12 protein-coding genes are annotated in these 16,554 nt (G+C 29.4%); 4 read left to right on the forward strand and 8 right to left on the reverse strand.

Annotation, left to right across the window (positions count from 1 at the left end; all coding sequences use genetic code 11):
• Positions 1 to 141: 141 nt before the first annotated feature.
• The 3 genes from BLT88_RS07240 to BLT88_RS07250 form a co-directional block, all read right to left on the reverse strand.
• On the reverse strand, positions 142 to 3,075 hold the full coding sequence (locus BLT88_RS07240) for a TonB-dependent receptor (RefSeq protein WP_091953951.1): 2,934 nt from the start codon (positions 3,073 to 3,075) through the stop codon (positions 142 to 144).
• A gap of 20 nt (positions 3,076 to 3,095) precedes the next feature.
• On the reverse strand, positions 3,096 to 4,085 hold the full coding sequence (locus tag BLT88_RS07245; RefSeq protein WP_091953952.1) for a FecR family protein: 990 nt from the start codon (positions 4,083 to 4,085) through the stop codon (positions 3,096 to 3,098).
• Positions 4,086 to 4,156: 71 nt separating this feature from the next.
• Complete coding sequence (locus BLT88_RS07250; protein ID WP_091953953.1) at positions 4,157 to 4,720, reverse strand: RNA polymerase sigma factor; 564 nt, start codon at positions 4,718 to 4,720, stop codon at positions 4,157 to 4,159.
• 126 nt (positions 4,721 to 4,846) lie between these two features.
• Here BLT88_RS07250 and ychF point away from each other — a divergent pair, with 126 nt between their 5' ends.
• Positions 4,847 to 5,938 (forward strand): redox-regulated ATPase YchF, encoded by a 1,092-nt coding sequence (gene ychF / locus BLT88_RS07255; RefSeq protein WP_091953954.1) that lies wholly within the window; start codon positions 4,847 to 4,849, stop codon positions 5,936 to 5,938.
• Positions 5,939 to 6,077: 139 nt separating this feature from the next.
• On the opposite strand, the gene gcvT is transcribed toward ychF, so the two are convergent.
• A complete protein-coding gene (gene gcvT / locus BLT88_RS07260) occupies positions 6,078 to 7,163 on the reverse strand; it encodes a glycine cleavage system aminomethyltransferase GcvT (protein WP_091953955.1) in 1,086 nt (361 codons plus the stop codon).
• Between the two features lie 196 nt (positions 7,164 to 7,359).
• On the opposite strand from gcvT, the gene BLT88_RS07265 reads away from it, so the two are divergent.
• Genes BLT88_RS07265 through BLT88_RS07275 form a run of 3 tightly spaced genes read left to right on the forward strand, consistent with a single transcriptional unit; the run spans position 7,360 to position 9,872 of the window.
• A complete protein-coding gene (locus tag BLT88_RS07265; RefSeq protein ID WP_091953956.1) occupies positions 7,360 to 8,985 on the forward strand; it encodes an aminopeptidase P N-terminal domain-containing protein in 1,626 nt (541 codons plus the stop codon).
• Positions 8,985 to 9,650: an NAD(P)H-binding protein gene (locus tag BLT88_RS07270; protein ID WP_091953957.1), complete on the forward strand. Its 666-nt coding sequence runs from the start codon at positions 8,985 to 8,987 to the stop codon at positions 9,648 to 9,650. Before BLT88_RS07265 ends, BLT88_RS07270 begins: the two co-directional genes overlap by 1 nt.
• Entirely contained in the window at positions 9,651 to 9,872 is a 222-nt protein-coding gene (locus BLT88_RS07275; RefSeq protein ID WP_036786248.1) for a VF530 family DNA-binding protein, read from the forward strand.
• 1 nt (position 9,873) lies between these two features.
• Here BLT88_RS07275 and BLT88_RS07280 read toward each other — a convergent pair whose 3' ends face one another.
• The 4 genes from BLT88_RS07280 to lysA form a co-directional block, all read right to left on the reverse strand.
• Positions 9,874 to 12,222 carry a type IA DNA topoisomerase gene (locus BLT88_RS07280; protein ID WP_091953959.1) on the reverse strand — a complete coding sequence of 783 codons (2,349 nt, stop codon included), beginning with the start codon at positions 12,220 to 12,222 and terminating at the stop codon, positions 9,874 to 9,876.
• Between the two features lie 69 nt (positions 12,223 to 12,291).
• On the reverse strand, positions 12,292 to 14,415 hold the full coding sequence (locus BLT88_RS07285) for a Tex family protein (RefSeq protein ID WP_091953960.1): 2,124 nt from the start codon (positions 14,413 to 14,415) through the stop codon (positions 12,292 to 12,294).
• A gap of 84 nt (positions 14,416 to 14,499) precedes the next feature.
• A complete protein-coding gene (locus BLT88_RS07290; protein ID WP_091953962.1) occupies positions 14,500 to 15,012 on the reverse strand; it encodes a GNAT family N-acetyltransferase in 513 nt (170 codons plus the stop codon).
• 80 nt (positions 15,013 to 15,092) lie between these two features.
• On the reverse strand, positions 15,093 to 16,337 hold the full coding sequence (gene lysA / locus BLT88_RS07295) for a diaminopimelate decarboxylase (RefSeq protein WP_091953963.1): 1,245 nt from the start codon (positions 16,335 to 16,337) through the stop codon (positions 15,093 to 15,095).
• Positions 16,338 to 16,554: the final 217 nt, after the last annotated feature.

Genomic DNA, 16,554 nt, shown 5'->3' on the forward strand with positions numbered 1-16,554 from the left:
GTTAATAAATGTGTTTATTGAGCTGATATATTGTTTAAATAAAAAGCTCTCTGTTTGTAAAAGAAAGAAAAAGAAAAAATATACTCTAAAAAAAATGATTTTTTTTTAAGAAAAATATAAAAATAATTATTAGCGCAAGATTTACAGTTTTAAATTCAACTTTGTATAGTAAAATGAACCGTTTGTTCCCATTTGTGTAGCATCCCATAATCCTCCACTGTCAGTATAACTATTTTGTATTGTAGGGTAAATATTGAACAAATTATTGGCACCAAATTGTAGATTAATTAGAGTATTTATTTGATAACTTAAATGCAAATCTGTTGTTATTTTTGGTCGATAAATGTCTGTTGCTGCTTCTAATCGTTCTAACTCAGAATTATTAAAATTAGATACATCTTGGCTAAGTTGCCAATCAATTAAAGTAATTTTACTAAATCTGGTAAAATTTAATGAAGTTTTAATTTTTTTATATTGATAGTTTAAACCAAGATTAAATTTGCTTTTTGGTGCTGATGCTAATAAAAATTGTTGATCTCTTTTTCCGAAAAAAGTTTCTTGGTCTAATATTTTATTTTTGATATCTGAAATACTCATATAATTTATGTTTCCAGAAAAATCAATAGAAAAAGTTTTATTACCAATACTTTTGTTCCAGTTTAAAACCAAATCAATACCAGTTGTTTTCGTATCTACTCCATTAGCAAAAAATTGAACATTATCTAATCCTAGGCCTAAATTTGAGGCATCAAAATTACCACTTAAAATAATTCTATCTTTAATAAAAACAGAGTAGGTGTCTACGGTTGCATTAAAATTTGAACTTAATTTTGCAGTAAAACCGAAACTAAAATTTCTAGCCTTTTCTTCTCTTAATTTGTCAATATTAAATCTCCGAGCAATAGGGCTATTATTTGCTATTAAAAATGATTCTGAAGGAGTATTTCCAATAAAATTTGTGAATGTTAAATTGTAATAACTTTGAGCTAAAGACGGGGCTCTAAAACCTGTACTAAAAGAACCTCTTAGATTAAATTTTCTGTTAATTTTATACCTAGATGCAAGTTTGTAATTTAATGTACTTCCAAAATCACTATAATATTCGTAACGTAAAGCGGAACCGATCATGAATTTCTCTGAAAAATCTATTTCTGTATCAATATAAATACTAAGATTTGATCTATTTCGATCTACTTCATTTTCTGGGGAATATCCAGGAAATCCCTGAGATCCACCCGGTCTTATTGCTCCATTATAATTTTTATAATCTGAAACCGGAGTTTTTGAGTTGACTAAATCTCCATTAATATCGTAGGAACCATATGAGGCTTCTTCACCAGAAAATATTTTGTATTTGTCTAATCGATATTCCAGTCCTAGAGCGATATTAAACCCATAAGAGGTCGCTGTAAAGTATTTTGAAAAATCAATACTTGTGGTATTTTGTATTAATTGATGACCACCAGCATCAAATTCTGTTGGAGAATTATCTTCAAGCGTAGCATTCAATGTGTTTTTAATGAAGTAGTGAAAGTTATTTCTTCCAAAAGTATTATTAACATCAACATTCCATTCTTTGAAATTTGTAAGCATTCCAATGGAGAATGAATTATCTAAAATATTCGAAGTAATCAGTGGATTAAATCCATTTGGGTAAATATTAAGAACATTTCTTTCGCTATCAGATTTTCGAGTAAAAGCAAAGGCTTCCGTGTTTTTATAATTAAAACCTCCATTAAAGTACAGCTTGGTGTTCTCATAAATAGGAACTTCTGAGTTTAAAAAAATACTGACATTTTTTACTGCTGCTTGTCCAAATTTTTCTCTTGCTGCAGTTCCTGGTCTTATTGTATTATCCGCGGACAAGGCTTCAACAGTAAAATTTATAAAACCTCCCTTATTTATCTTTGTTCCATAGTTTAAACCTAATTTATAGGTAAATCCATCAGCACTATTCGGGAAGACAGTATTATTATTTGCGTTATGAAAACCTAAAGTCGAAGTGACGTTTAATTCGTTATCCGAATCTTTTAAAACAATATTTAGAACGCCTGCAATGGCGTCAGAGCCATATTGGGCTGATGCACCATCGCGTAATAATTCTATTCTTTTTATCGCAGAGATGGGAATTGCATTTAAATCGGTTCCAGAATTCCCTCTTCCTCGAGTTCCGTATAAATTGATTAAAGATGCTTGGTGTCTTCTTTTACCATTAATTAACACTAAAGTTTGGTCTGGGCCTAAACCTCGTATAGTTGCAGGATCTATATGGTCTGCACCGTCAGCACCAGATTGTTTTGTGGCATTAAACGAAGGTATTACATATTGTAAAAATTGATTTACTTCTACCTGTATACTTTTGCTTGAAGTTTCTTGTATATCTATAAAATCAATGGCAACCGGTGTGTCATTAGCCACCCTATTCTTATTTCTAGAACCGACTATTTGTACTTCTTCTAATTCTTGTCCAGATAATAAAGTAATTGACTGAAATATATTTGGTTTTAGGCTAATAGTTTTAGAATTATGTCCTAAAAAACTTATTGTAATGTTGTTTTCTTTTTGAGTTTCAAATTCAAAAGTTCCATCTCTATTTGTCGTGGTCCCCTCTAAAGATTCTTTTTCTTGCAAAGTTGCTCCACCAAGTGGAGTATTGTCTGAACTTAAAACGATTCCTCGAACAATTATCTTATTGCTCTTAAAAGTACTATCAATAAAAATATCTCTAGACAAAATATTTTTATTTTTCGCGAGAAATTTCTTTTTATCGTTTTCTTTTTTAGGATAAATTACATAATAACTATTTCCTAAATCATCAAAAAGAAAGGGTGTAATTTTTTGTAATAAAAAAATAGATTCTTTTAAACTTAGGTCTTTAAATCCTTTTTCTTGAATAAATTTATTTTTAAGAAGATTAGCACTATAAGTAAAGAATACTTTGTAATCATTACTCATTTTATCTAGTAATGTTGTTAAAGGAATTGTATTGTTTTTAAACTCTTGAGCAGTTGTGTTTTGAAAATAAAAAGTTACAAAAACAATTAATATAAGTTTTATTACTAATTTTTGAACCATTCAATAATTTAAAATTACACCTATTTTTTGCTTATAATTAAATTATTTTCTTTTTTAATTATAAGTACATTAACTGACTTTTCAATAGCCTTTATACAAATGTCGATATTTGTAATAGGAACTGCACCTGTTATTAAAGTGTTTTTACTGATATCATCTTTAAAAACTGCAGAATAACCATAAGTTTCTTCTATTTTTTCCATCGCTTTTTCCAAAGATAGGTTTTCAAAGAGTAACGAACCATCTTTCCAAGAAGTTTTTATAACAGGATTAAAAATATTTTTATCTTCTAATACTTCATTTCTTTCTGATGAATAAGAAATATAATTTCCTGGAATCATTTTTTTATTCACTCCATTATTTAATTTTAACCAAATTTTCCCTTCCTCTAAAAAAACATCTGTTTTTTTCTTTTTTGTGCTTACATTGAAAGAAGTTCCAAAAACCTCAACAGACAAATCTTTTGTTACCACCCAAAATTTTGCATTTGAAGCTATTTTTTTTTCAACTTGAAAAAAAGCCTCACCTGTTAACCAAACTTTTCTACTATCAGTTTTATAATAAGACAGACTGGAATTTGAGTTTAGAGTAACAGTACTACCATCTTGTAGCTTTAAATTTAAGATCTCTCCATAATTTGTTTTATGGATAATTTTATTATTAAAATTTAAAAAGTAAACTCCAAAAGAAATCAATAAAACAATAGAAGCTGCTATGCTAAATGGTTTTAAATATTTTAATCCTCTTTTATGAACAAGTTTTTTTGCTTGAATTTTAGATTCTAACTTTTGCCATTCTAAAGTTATTTTTTCTTTACTGACAAATTTTTGATCAAAGGAAACACCTAAAACTAGGGCTTTAGCGTTTTCTACCAATTCTTTTTTGTCGGGATTATTTTCAATCCAAAAATCCCAATAACCAATATCAGTGCCATTATTTTGATGCACCCAATTTGTAAATGAGATATCATCTAAAAAATCATAAATTGTAGTATACTTTTTCTTAATCATTCTTCTTAATCTTTCAATCTAATATAATAAGAGTATTTTAACTTTTATATACTCTATATTTTCCATAAATTTTATTTGAATAAATTTAGTATCGAAACTTCTTCTTTTAAATTTTTAATAGCTTTATGTAATATATTTACCACACTTTGGTAATTTATATCCATAATTTCAGCTATTTCTGTAGCTTTTAAACCACTATAATATTTTAAATAAATGGCTTCTTTTTGTCTTTTTGGTAATTTATTTAAAAGAGTAGGAATGTTTTTTGTTCTAAAATTACCCGTTTCTTTATTTGTAATGAGTTCTTCTGCATTAAACTGAATATCTAATACATCTTCTTGAGAAAAGTCTGTTTTGGTTATTTTTTTCTCTTTTTTTATCACATTAATTAAAAAACGTTTATAAGCAGTAAAGAGATATGGTGCAATTTTGTCTAAATCACTCAGATTTTCTCTATGGTCGTAGATATACAAGAAAAAATCTTGTAAAGAATCCTCTGTTATGGAAATATCTTTAGATATTTTTAAACCATAACTGTATAGTTGCGGATAATAGATTTCAAAAAGTGTTGAAAATGCTCTAAGATCTCCTTCCTTTAGGGCTTTCCAAATAAATTGATCTGTAATTTTGTTCATTTAAAACTTTTGATACTAAAATATTTTCTAAAAATAAATAAAATTGATGGTTATACGCTTTCTTTATTGATTTAATTCAATTTTCATGAAAGTTCTACTATATTTGCAATCGCAAAATTTATAGAAATGAAAGCCGGAATTGTAGGATTACCAAACGTAGGGAAATCAACCTTATTTAATTGTTTATCAAACGCAAAAGCGCAAAGTGCTAACTTTCCGTTTTGTACTATTGAACCAAATCTTGGAGTTGTAAATGTACCAGATAAAAGAATTGAAAAATTAGAAGAATTGGTGAATCCAGAACGTGTGATGCCTGCAACTGTAGAGATTGTAGATATTGCTGGTTTGGTAAAAGGAGCGAGTAAAGGTGAAGGTTTAGGAAATCAGTTTTTGGCAAATATTAGAGAAACGGATGCTATTTTACATGTAGTTCGTTGTTTTGATAATGACAATATTATTCATGTAGATGAATCTATAGACCCAGTTAGAGATAAAGAAACCATTGATATTGAGTTACAGTTAAAAGATCTAGAAACTGTTGAAAAACGTTTAGAGCGAGTTAAAAGAACTGCAAAAACCGGCAACAAAGAGGCACAAGCTGAATTAATAGTACTTCTAAAAATTGAAGAAACTTTATTAAAAGGAATTTCAGTGAGGGCATTAGATTTTTCGGAAAAAGAAATGGAGTTCGTTCAATCTTTACAATTTATTACTGCAAAACCAGTATTGTATGTTTGTAATGTGGATGAAGATTCAGCAGTTTCAGGAAATGAATATGTAGAAAGAGTAAGAGAAGCTGTAAAAGATGAAAATGCTGAAGTAATTGTTTTAGCAGTGGGAACAGAAGCAGATATTGCAGAGTTAGACGATTACGAAGAACGACAAATGTTTTTAGCAGATATTGGTTTAGAAGAAGCTGGTGTTGCTAGGTTAGTTCGTTCTGCGTATAAATTATTAAAATTACAGACTTACTTTACAGCAGGGGTTAAAGAAGTAAGAGCTTGGACAATACCTATTGGCTCCACAGCGCCGCAGGCTGCAGGCGTAATTCATACAGATTTTGAAAAAGGTTTTATTAGAGCAGAAACTATTGCTTACAAAGATTACATTACTTTCGGTTCTGAATCAAAAGTAAAAGAAGCTGGAAAAATGAGAGTAGAAGGTAAGGAATACATTGTTAAAGATGGGGATGTAATGCATTTTCGTTTTAACGTCTAGATTTTTAAAATAAATAAATAAAAAACCCCAATGAATTTCATTGGGGTTTTTACATTTAATAACCTTTCTTTTAAGTTCCTCGATATGTAATTTTCCGATTTTTTTGAAAAAGAATTCTTGAGAAAATATTTTTTAAAATTTATTCTTTATAGAAAGGTAATTTCACCACAGTTGCGGGTATTGCTTTTTTACGCACTTGTATCTGAATTTGTGTTCCAGCTTTGGATAATATTCTAGGCACATATCCTAATCCAATACCTTTTCCTAAACATGGGCTCATAGTTCCGGATGTAACGTTTCCGATTACATTTCCATTTCCGTCAACAATATCATAACCATGTCTTGGTATACCTCTTTCATCCAGCTCAAAAGCAACCAAACGTTTTTCAGGTTTTAACTCTTTTTGTTTTGCTAATGCCTCATGGTTTACAAATTCTTTGGTAAATTTTGTTATCCAACCTAAACCAGCTTCAATTGGCGAAGTTGTATCATCAATATCATTTCCATACAAGCAATATCCCATTTCTAAGCGCAATGTATCTCTTGCAGCCAAACCAATTGGCTTAATTCCAAATTCTGCCCCAGCTTCAAAAACTTTGTTCCAAATTTGAGTTGCTTCATTGTTTTTACAATAAATTTCAAATCCTCCTGAACCAGTATAACCAGTAGCAGAAATAATTACGTTCTCAACTCCTGCAAAATCTCCTATTTTAAATTTATAAAAATGAATATCAGCTAAATCTAAAGAAGATAAAGATTGCATTGCTTCAACTGCTTTTGGTCCTTGAATTGCTAATAAAGAATAATCTTCAGACAAATCTTTTAATTCTGCTCCAAACTCATCATTATATGAAGAAATCCAATTCCAATCTTTTTGGATATTAGAGGCATTTACAACTAATAAATATTGATTCTCCTTAATTTTATAACAAATTAAATCATCTACAATTCCATTATCTTCATTTGGGAAACAACTGTATTGAGCATCGCCAATTTCTAGTTTAGAAACATCATTAGAAGTAACTTTCTGCAGTAAAGCTAGCGCATTTTTTCCGCTAACTAAAAATTCACCCATATGGCTGACATCAAAAACACCCACAGACTCTCTAACTGTATGATGTTCTGCGGTTACTCCTTCATATTGCACGGGCATATTATAACCTGCAAAAGGGACCATTTTTGCTCCTAGACTTTTATGAATTGTATGTAATGCTATATTTTTCATTATATAATATTTAGAAATTTTAATTAAAGAAAAAATTTAAAAAAAGACCAAATTTAGTTGTCGTTTAAAGAATTCTTAAATTTCGTGCTAAATTATTTAAAAATCCGCAATAAACAATCACTAATATTCTGTTAATATTTTTAAATCAAAAATAAATAATGTTACATTTGATTCTGCAACTTATACATTGTTTTTTATGAATTTTTTTAAACTTCAAATTGTCCTGGTTTTAGCATTTTCTTTAAACGGATTTTCGCAGTTGCCAAAAGATTTTTTATCAAAAGATTTCCATAAAGATAGACGTGAAGTTTTACGTTCTAAAATGCCTTTAAACTCAGTAACAGTTTTATTTGCAAATCCAATTAGAAACAGAGCTAATGATGTGGATTATGTTTTTCATCAAGATCCAAATTTTTATTATTTAACAGGGTACAGAGAACCAAATGCTGTTTTAATACTTTTTTCCGAAAATCAAATGGATGAAAATGGAAGTTTTTATAATGAGATTTTATACGTTCAAAAAAGAGATAAAAGAGCAGAACAATGGAACGGAAAAAGGTTAGGAATTGAAGGAGCCAAAATGGAACTTGGTTTTAAAAAGGCAATGAATGGTGAAGATTTTATAAAGACAACAATCGATTTTAAAAAGTTTGATAAAGTTTTTATTGAAAAATTTAACGATGATTATAGAAATTTAAGCGATACTGCAGATATTTTTGATTTGGTAAAAGAGTTTAAAATTAAAGCAGGTTATGTTCCAAAAATATATTTATCTGGAGTAAAAGAATATGTGTATAATAATATTGCAGAAACCCCAATAAAAAGGAGTGCGAATGTAATTCAACTTATAAATCAAGTGGAAGGTCGTTATGCTGAAATTAAAGAAGACCAATTAATTAAAGAATATAAAATTGCTAAAACAGATGCATTAAAAAAAGAAATTAAACAAAAAATTACTTTTGCTTTAGAGTCAAAAACAAATATTGATATAAAATTTTTATCAGCAAACTTAGCCACAATGCGCGAAGTAAAAACAGCTGAAGAATTAATATTATTAACCAAGGCAGTAAGAATTTCTGCCATTGGTCAAATAGAGGTAATGAAAGCAATGAAGCCTCATATGTCTGAAACTGAGTTACAAGGAATTCATGAGTTTGTGTATAAAAAATACGGAGCAGAGTATGAGGGGTATCCTTCAATTGTTGGTGCAGGTAATAATGGTTGTATTTTGCATTATATAGAAAACAACAGAACCAAAGTTGGTAATGACTTGGTATTAATGGATTTAGGTGCTGAGTATAGAGGTTTTACAGCAGACGTTACTCGTACAATTCCGGCTAATGGGAAATTTACAAAAGCACAAAAACAGATTTACGACTTAGTTTATGAAGCGCAAGAAGCAGGTATTGCTTTATACACAATCGGTACAAGTATGCAAGCTCCAAATCAAGCAGCAATAAAAATAATAAATAACGGTTTATTTAAACTAGGAATCATAAAATCTGCGGATGAAAAGCACCCTTATTTTCCGCACGGAACTTCACATCATATCGGTTTGGATGTTCATGATCCAGGAAATTATGGAGATTTTGAAGAGAATATGGTGGTAACCATGGAACCTGGAATTTATATTCCGAATGGAAGTAATTGTGATGAAAAATATTGGGGAATAGGAATTAGAATTGAAGATGATATTTTAGTAACTAAAAATGGACCAGTAAATTTATCTAGTGAAGCACCGAGAACAACCAAAGAAATAGAAGAGATGATGGCAAAAAAATCTATTTTAGATGAATTTGTATTACCAAATTTAGATGAATAATGAGTAAAACAGCTATAATTTTAGGAGCAACTGGTCTAACGGGAGGTATACTTTTAAAAAACCTAATTGCAGATAAAACGTATACAAAAATTAAAATTTTCTCTAGAAACCCTATAGATATTCAGTCAGATAAAATCGAGGAATATATTATAGACTTATTTCAATTAAATAAGTTTGAAGAAAACTTTGCAGCAGATGTGTTATTTTGTTGTATCGGAACAACAGCTGCTAAAACAAAAGATAAAGAATCATACAAAACTATTGATTATGGAATTCCTCTAAGCGCAGCAAAAATGGCAAAAAAAAAGGATATAAAAACATTTGTAGTAATCTCCTCAATGGGAGCAAATGCATCAAGTTCTGTTTTTTATAATAGAACAAAGGGCGAAATGGAACGTGATGTTTTAGGACAAAACATCAAAAACACTTTCATTTTAAGACCTTCTTTAATTGGAGGTAATCGTGATGAAGTAAGAGTAGGAGAAAGAATTGTCAAAGGAATAATGAGTTTATTAAATCCTTTGTTTTTAGGGAGTTTAAAAAAGTATAAAATGATTTCTCCTGAAAAAATCGCAACTTGTATGCAGAAACTTGCTGATAGCAAATCACATCAATCTATATTTAGTTCTGATGAAATAGTAGAAATAGCGAATTCGAGAAAATAAATGAGCAAAGAACAACCCAATAATCCTTTACACGGAATAAAGTTAGCAACCATGTTAGAACAATTGTTTCTAGAATATGGTTGGAAAGAATTAGGAGATATTTTGAATATTAATGCTTTTAAAAATAACCCTACTTATAAATCGAGTCTAAAGTTTTTAAGAACAACCCCTTGGGCAAGAGAAAAAGTAGAGCAGTTATATCTGAAAACAATGATAAAATAATTTATTTAGAAATTATATCTAATACCAATTCTTTTGACAATGTTCTTCCATTGGCAATTCTTTTGATGTTTTCAAATGTAAAAACAAAATTGCAACCCTTTTTATAATCTGAGCAACCATACGCAGATTTTCCTTTTAAAATTTTTCCGTTATTACATTTTGGACATGAAATTTTTTCTGATTGCTGCGTGTTTGAATAAATAGATTTATTCGTTTCAACCTTAATAATATTATGTTTTCGTTCTAATTTCAATCTAAAATTCTCATCAAATCTAATTAAGCCTTCAATAGCTTCTGAATTTCTTTTAAAACCTTTTAAATTGGTTGTACATTTTTTGTCAATCAATCTTATGAGTTGATTTTCAGAAACTTTCTTTCCGAAAATTTCAAATGGAATCTTTAAATCACAACTATTCTTGTATTCAGAACATCCATAAGCAGAAGAACCTTTTATTATATTTCCTTTTTTACATTTTGGACAGGTTTTTCCTACAATTTGTTTTTTTGATGTAGTCCCTTTTTTTACTGATTTTTTCTTTATGGGACTGAGTTCTGTATCAGAACTAGCGGAAGAAATTCTTTTTTTAATGGTATTCGAACGAACTTCATAAACTAAATCATCCACCATTTTTTTCATATTATTGATGAATGTTCCTGCATTAAATTCACCTCTTTCAATTTCTTTTAAACGTTTCTCCCAGCGTCCAGTTAATTCCGCAGATTTTAATAATTCGTTGTCAATAATATTAATTAAATCGATTCCTGTTTGAGTTGGTAAAACTAACTTTTTCTTACGCTCAATATATTTTCTACGGAATAAAGTCTCAATAATACTTGCTCTGGTAGAGGGTCTTCCAATACCATTTTCTTTCATTAACTCACGCATTTCATCATCATCCACTTGCTTTCCAGCAGTTTCCATAGCTCTTAATAAACTGGCTTCTGTAAAGTTTCTTGGTGGTTTTGTTTCTTTTTCTAAAAACGAAGGTTCATGAGGTCCTTTTTCACCTTTTACAAAAGAAGGCAAAGTCATTTGCTCATTTAATTCTTTTTTAATTTTACTTTCTTCAGTTTCAAAAACTACTCTCCAACCTTTATTAATAATTTCTTTTCCAGTAGTTTTAAATGGAACTTCTGCAGCTTTTCCGAGCACTGAAGTATTAGATACATCAGAATCTGGATAAAAAACAGCAATAAAACGTTTGGTAATAATATCATACACTTGCTGCTGATTATATTGCAAATTCGTTTGTATTCCTGTAGGTATAATTGCATGGTGATCAGTTACTTTTTTATCATCAAAAATACGTTTGGTTTTTTTTATTTTCTTACCTAAAAGTGGTTGTGTTAATGAACTATAATTAGTCAGTTTCGATAAAATTCCATGTACTTTTGGATATACATCATTAGGTAAAAAAGTAGTATCAACTCTTGGATACGTAACTACTTTCATTTCGTATAACTTTTGCACCATTTTTAAGGTTTCATCCGCAGAAAAACCAAATTTATTATTACAATAAACTTGTAAACCTGTTAAGTCAAAAAGTTTAGGAGCATATTCTTTTCCTTTCTTTTTGTTAACAGAAACAATTTCAAAATCAGATTCTTTAACTTTATTAGCTAAAATTTGTCCGTCTTCTTGTTTTAAAAAACGTCCATCTTCATAATTAAAAAGTGTATTTCTATATGTAGTTTGTAACTCCCAATAAGGTTGTGGTTTAAAATTCTGAATCTCTACAAAACGATTTACCAACATTGCTAGGGTAGGAGTTTGTACTCTTCCAACAGACAAAACTTGTTTGTATCCACCATATTTTACCGTATATAAACGTGTTGCGTTTAAACCTAATAACCAATCTCCAATTGCTCTGGAAAATCCTGCATAATAGAGATTATCATAGTTTTCTGAAGGTTTTAAATTCTTAAATCCTTCTTTAATAGCTTCCTCAGTAAGAGAAGAAATCCATAATCGTTGTACTTTTCCTTTATAATTACATTGATTAATGACCCATCTTTGAATGAGTTCTCCTTCTGTTCCTGCATCCCCACAATTGATAACAACAGCGGCTTTATCGAATAGAGATTTTACAATATTGAACTGTTTTTTAATTCCATCATTGCTTGTCACTTTAGTGTCAAAACGTTCTGGAAGCATTGGTAAATTGTTTAAATCCCAACTTTTCCAATGTGGTTTGTAATCTTTAGGTTCTAAAAGTGTACATAAATGCCCAAACGTATAGGTTACTGCATAGCCATTTCCTTCGAAGAAACCATCGCGTTTTGTGTTGGCTCCTAGAATAGAGGCAATTTCTCTTGCAACACTTGGTTTTTCAGCAATACAGACTTTCATTGAATAGTTTTGATGGTTGAAAAGTAAGAAAATATTTAGGATTTTATAGTAAAGTTATTAATTAAAAACCTACTTCACCAAAGCCAATTGAATTCTCTTCCGATCAACATCAACTTCTAACACTTTTATTGAAATTTGTTGATTTAAAGCCACAATTGCGTTCACATCTTTCACAAAAGTATCAGATAAATTAGAAACGTGAATTAAACCACTTTCTTTGATTCCGATGTTTACAAAACAACCAAAATTGGTAATGTTGTTTACAATTCCTGGTAATAATTGTCCTGTTCTTAAATCTGAAATTGTTTTAATATTTTGGTCAAAAGAAAACGCTTTTGCTTTTGCTCTTGGATCAACTCCAGGTTTTTCTAATTCTTTAAAAATATCTTCTAATGTAGGTAAACCAACAGTTTCAGAAATATATTTTTTCAAATTAATCTGTTGTAGAACTTCCTTATTTCCAATAAAATCGGCAACTTTCTTTTTGTTGTCTTTTGCCATTTTATCAACTAAAGCATAACTTTCTGGATGCACACCAGAATTATCTAACGGATTCTTTGCATTCTTAATTCGTAAAAAACCAGCAGCTTGTTCAAACGCTTTTCCGCCTAAACGAGGCACTTTTTTTATAGCAGTTCTAGAAGTAAAAGAACCATTTTTATTTCTATAATTTACAATGTTTTCTGCAATTTTTGGCCCAATTCCAGAAACATAACTCAACAAAGATTCACTAGCTGTATTTATATTTACACCCACTGTATTTACACAACTCACAACAACAGCGTCTAAAGATTTTTTTAGTTTTGATTGATCTACATCATGCTGATATTGGCCAACTCCAATTGATTTTGCATCAATCTTTACCAATTCAGCCAAAGGATCAGCTAATCTTCTACCAATAGAAACGGAACCACGCACTGTAACATCGTAATTAGGGAATTCATCTCTCGCAATTTTGGAAGCGGAATAAATAGACGCTCCAGCCTCACTTACAACAAAAATTTCAACTTCATTTTTAAACTGAATTTTTTTAACAATTTGTTCAGTTTCTCTTGAGGCTGTTCCGTTTCCAATAGCAATCGCTTCAATTTTATAAGCATCCGTTAAAGAACTAATTTTTTTAATCGCTTCAATTTTTTGATTTTGAGGAGGGTGAGGAAAAATAGTTTCATTATGTAATAAATCTCCTTGTTTACTTAAGCAAACAACTTTACAACCTGATTTAAATCCAGGATCAATTGCCAAAACTCTTTTCTCTCCCAAAGGGGCGCCTAATAATAATTGTTTTAAGTTTTTTGCAAAAACAGAAATTGCCGCATCATCTGCTTTTTCTTTTGCAACGGACAAAGCTTCATTTGATAAAGATGGAAATAATAAACGTTTATAGGCATCTTGAATAGCTAATTTTATTTGATCTGAACACTCGTTTTGAGAGCGAATTATTCGATTTTCCATTTTCTGAAGTATTCTCTCTTTGTCAATTTCAATTTTCACACGAATAAAACCTTCACTTTCTGCGCGTAAAATAGCCAATAATCTGTGGGATGGAATTCTACTTAAAGATTCACTCCAATCAAAATAATCTTTAAATTTTTGTGCTTTTTCAATATCAATTTTTACTTTAATTGCTTTAGATAAAATGATCGAAAAACGCTGGATTTGATGTCTAATATTGTCTCTAATATCTTTACGTTCGTTAATCCATTCTGCAATTATAAAGCGAGCGCCTTCTAGAGCATCTTCAATCGTTTCAACTTCGTTGGAAGTATATTTTGAAGCAGTAACTTCTAAATTATTTACACGCTGACTCATTATCATTTTAGCCAAAGGTTCTAAACCTTGTAAACGTGCAGTTTCTGCTTTGGTTTTACGTTTCTTTTTAAAAGGTAAATATAAATCTTCTAAAGAAGTTAAATGTCTCGAACTGTTTACTTTTTGTGTTAATTCAATTGTTAAAACATTTTGATCTTCTAATGCTTTTAAGATGGTTTTTTTTCGCTTTTCTAACGCTTCATAAATTTCTTTAAATTTTACGATTTCACCAATTTGAACTTCATCTAAATTATCAGTCATTTCCTTTCTATATCTAGATATAAAAGGAATTGTAGCATCTTCATTTAATAATAAAATAGTATTCTTTAAAGATTTTTCTGATAGTTGCGTTTGTTTTTGTAAGTATGAGAGTAGTTGCATTTTTATTTTTATAAAATCGACTAAAAAAATAACCTCATAAAAATGATTTTATGAGGTTGCTAATATACTTTTTAAATTGTTTTATCAATCTATAATTTTTTCAAAAGCCAATCTTTTAGCGTCATAATTGGTATAGATAATACCACAATATTGATAGCCTAATTTTTTTATTAAAGATTGCATTCCAAGATTATCTTCATGTGTGTCAATTTTTAAACTTTCTATATTTTTTTCTTTTAATTGTTGGTGAAATTCATCAAAAAGAAAAGTTGCTAAACCTAATTTTCTAAATTCTTTTTTAATTGCCATTCTATGAATTACACCATAAACTTTAGATTCATTAATTATCCATTTCCCATCAATAACCTTGTAAGTTGGTTCAGGATTTATAGTAAACATAGAAGTTGCTATTACTTTATTTTCATCATTTAAAACAATATAACTTTCTCCATTCAAAATATCTTGTTCAACTTGTGCTTCATTTGGGTAACCATTTTGCCATTGATCAATTTTTAAAGATGCTAAAAGTTCTTTTGCATCATCTATTATTTGCATAATTTTAGAAATATTTTCTGAAGTAGAAAGTTGTAATTTCATAATATCTATTTTAAATAAAAAAGCCACGAAAAGACAAAATTAATATTTGTGATTTCGTGGCTAAATTTACTTTTTTATTTTTAAACAGGAATTTCCGTTCTCGTATTCTTTTCAATTTTAGAAAATTCAACAATTTCTTGATTGTTTAAAATATCTTTAATGGTTTGTCTTTTTCTAATTAAATAGTCTTTTCCTTTATATAACATGACTTCCGCAGGTAAATAACGGGAGTTGTAGTTTGAGGCCATTGAGAAACAATAAGCACCAGCATTATGGAAACATAACACATCTTCTTCAGAAATTTCTGCTATTCTTCTGTTCGATCCAAAAGTATCTGTTTCACAAATATAACCGACAACAGAATAGTAACGATCTCTTCCTTCGGGATTAGATATGTTTGTAATATGATGATAAGAGTCATACATCATTGGTCTTACTAAATGATTAAAACCAGAATCTACATGAGCAAAAACGGTAGAAGTTGTTTGTTTTACCACATTTACTTTTGCTAGAAAAACACCTGCGTCAGAAACTAAAAATTTTCCAGGTTCAAACATTAGTGTAATTTCTTTTCCATATTCCACACAAAATTCATTAAATCTTTCCGATAATTGTAATCCTAATTGCTCAATATCTGTAGAAATATCTCCTTCTTTATAAGGAACTTTAAATCCACTTCCGAAATCAATAAAATCTATGTTATCAAACTGTTTTGCAACATCAAACAAAATTTCTGTAGCACGCAAAAAAGTATCGATATCTAAAATATCCGAACCTGTATGCATGTGAATTCCGTTGATATTCATACCTGTATTTTCTACAACACGCTTAATGTGAGGTACTTGATGTATTGAGATTCCGAATTTTGAATCAATATGTCCTACAGAAATTTTGGAATTTCCACCTGCCATAATATGTGGGTTGATGCGTATACAAACCGGAATTTCAGGATGTTTTTGTCCGAATAATTCTAAAATAGAAAGATTATCAATATTAATTTGAACACCTAATTTAGCAACTTCTTCAATCTCATTTAAAGAAACCCCATTTGGTGTAAATATTATTTTCTTTGGATCAATTCCCGTTGTTAAACCTAACTGCACTTCTTGAATAGAAACAGTGTCTAAACCCGCACCAATATTTTTAAAAAACTTTAAAATATTAATATTACTTAGTGCTTTTACTGCATAATTTAATTTTAAGTTTTTAACACTGCTAAAGGCATCAGTTAATCTGTTGTATTGCGATTCAATTTTATCTGTATCATAAACATATAAGGGACTACCGTATTTATTCGCTATGTTTAAAAGTTGTGTTCTTTCCAATGTGTTTTTATTTAATTTCTGATGCCAAAAGTACTTAAATTGTGTAATAAAAAATGATTTGTTTAAAAATATAACATATTGTTTTTATTTGTGATTTTTACCTTGAACTTATTGATTTATTTGGTTGAAATCCTGTTGATAACTAATTATCAGCGCTGTTTTATTTTTGTTAGTTTAATGCTATTTTAGCAAGGCTTCAAGCTTAACAACAGCAAGA

The organism is Polaribacter sp. Hel1_33_78, from assembly GCF_900106075.1.
GTDB lineage: Bacteria > Bacteroidota > Bacteroidia > Flavobacteriales > Flavobacteriaceae > Polaribacter.

Excerpts from the sequence above, each read along its gene's own strand:
- BLT88_RS07245 (WP_091953952.1), bottom strand. The coding sequence starts at position 4,085 with ATGATTAAGAAAAAGTATACTACAATTTATGATTTTTTAGATGATATC.
- gcvT (WP_091953955.1), bottom strand. The coding sequence starts at position 7,163 with ATGAAAAATATAGCATTACATACAATTCATAAAAGTCTAGGAGCAAAA.
- BLT88_RS07250 (WP_091953953.1), bottom strand. The coding sequence starts at position 4,720 with ATGAACAAAATTACAGATCAATTTATTTGGAAAGCCCTAAAGGAAGGA.
- BLT88_RS07280 (WP_091953959.1), bottom strand. The coding sequence starts at position 12,222 with ATGAAAGTCTGTATTGCTGAAAAACCAAGTGTTGCAAGAGAAATTGCC.
- BLT88_RS07275 (WP_036786248.1), top strand. The coding sequence starts at position 9,651 with ATGAGCAAAGAACAACCCAATAATCCTTTACACGGAATAAAGTTAGCA.
- BLT88_RS07240 (WP_091953951.1), bottom strand. The coding sequence starts at position 3,075 with ATGGTTCAAAAATTAGTAATAAAACTTATATTAATTGTTTTTGTAACT.
- BLT88_RS07265 (WP_091953956.1), top strand. The coding sequence starts at position 7,360 with ATGAATTTTTTTAAACTTCAAATTGTCCTGGTTTTAGCATTTTCTTTA.
- ychF (WP_091953954.1), top strand. The coding sequence starts at position 4,847 with ATGAAAGCCGGAATTGTAGGATTACCAAACGTAGGGAAATCAACCTTA.
- BLT88_RS07285 (WP_091953960.1), bottom strand. The coding sequence starts at position 14,415 with ATGCAACTACTCTCATACTTACAAAAACAAACGCAACTATCAGAAAAA.
- BLT88_RS07290 (WP_091953962.1), bottom strand. The coding sequence starts at position 15,012 with ATGAAATTACAACTTTCTACTTCAGAAAATATTTCTAAAATTATGCAA.
- BLT88_RS07270 (WP_091953957.1), top strand. The coding sequence starts at position 8,985 with ATGAGTAAAACAGCTATAATTTTAGGAGCAACTGGTCTAACGGGAGGT.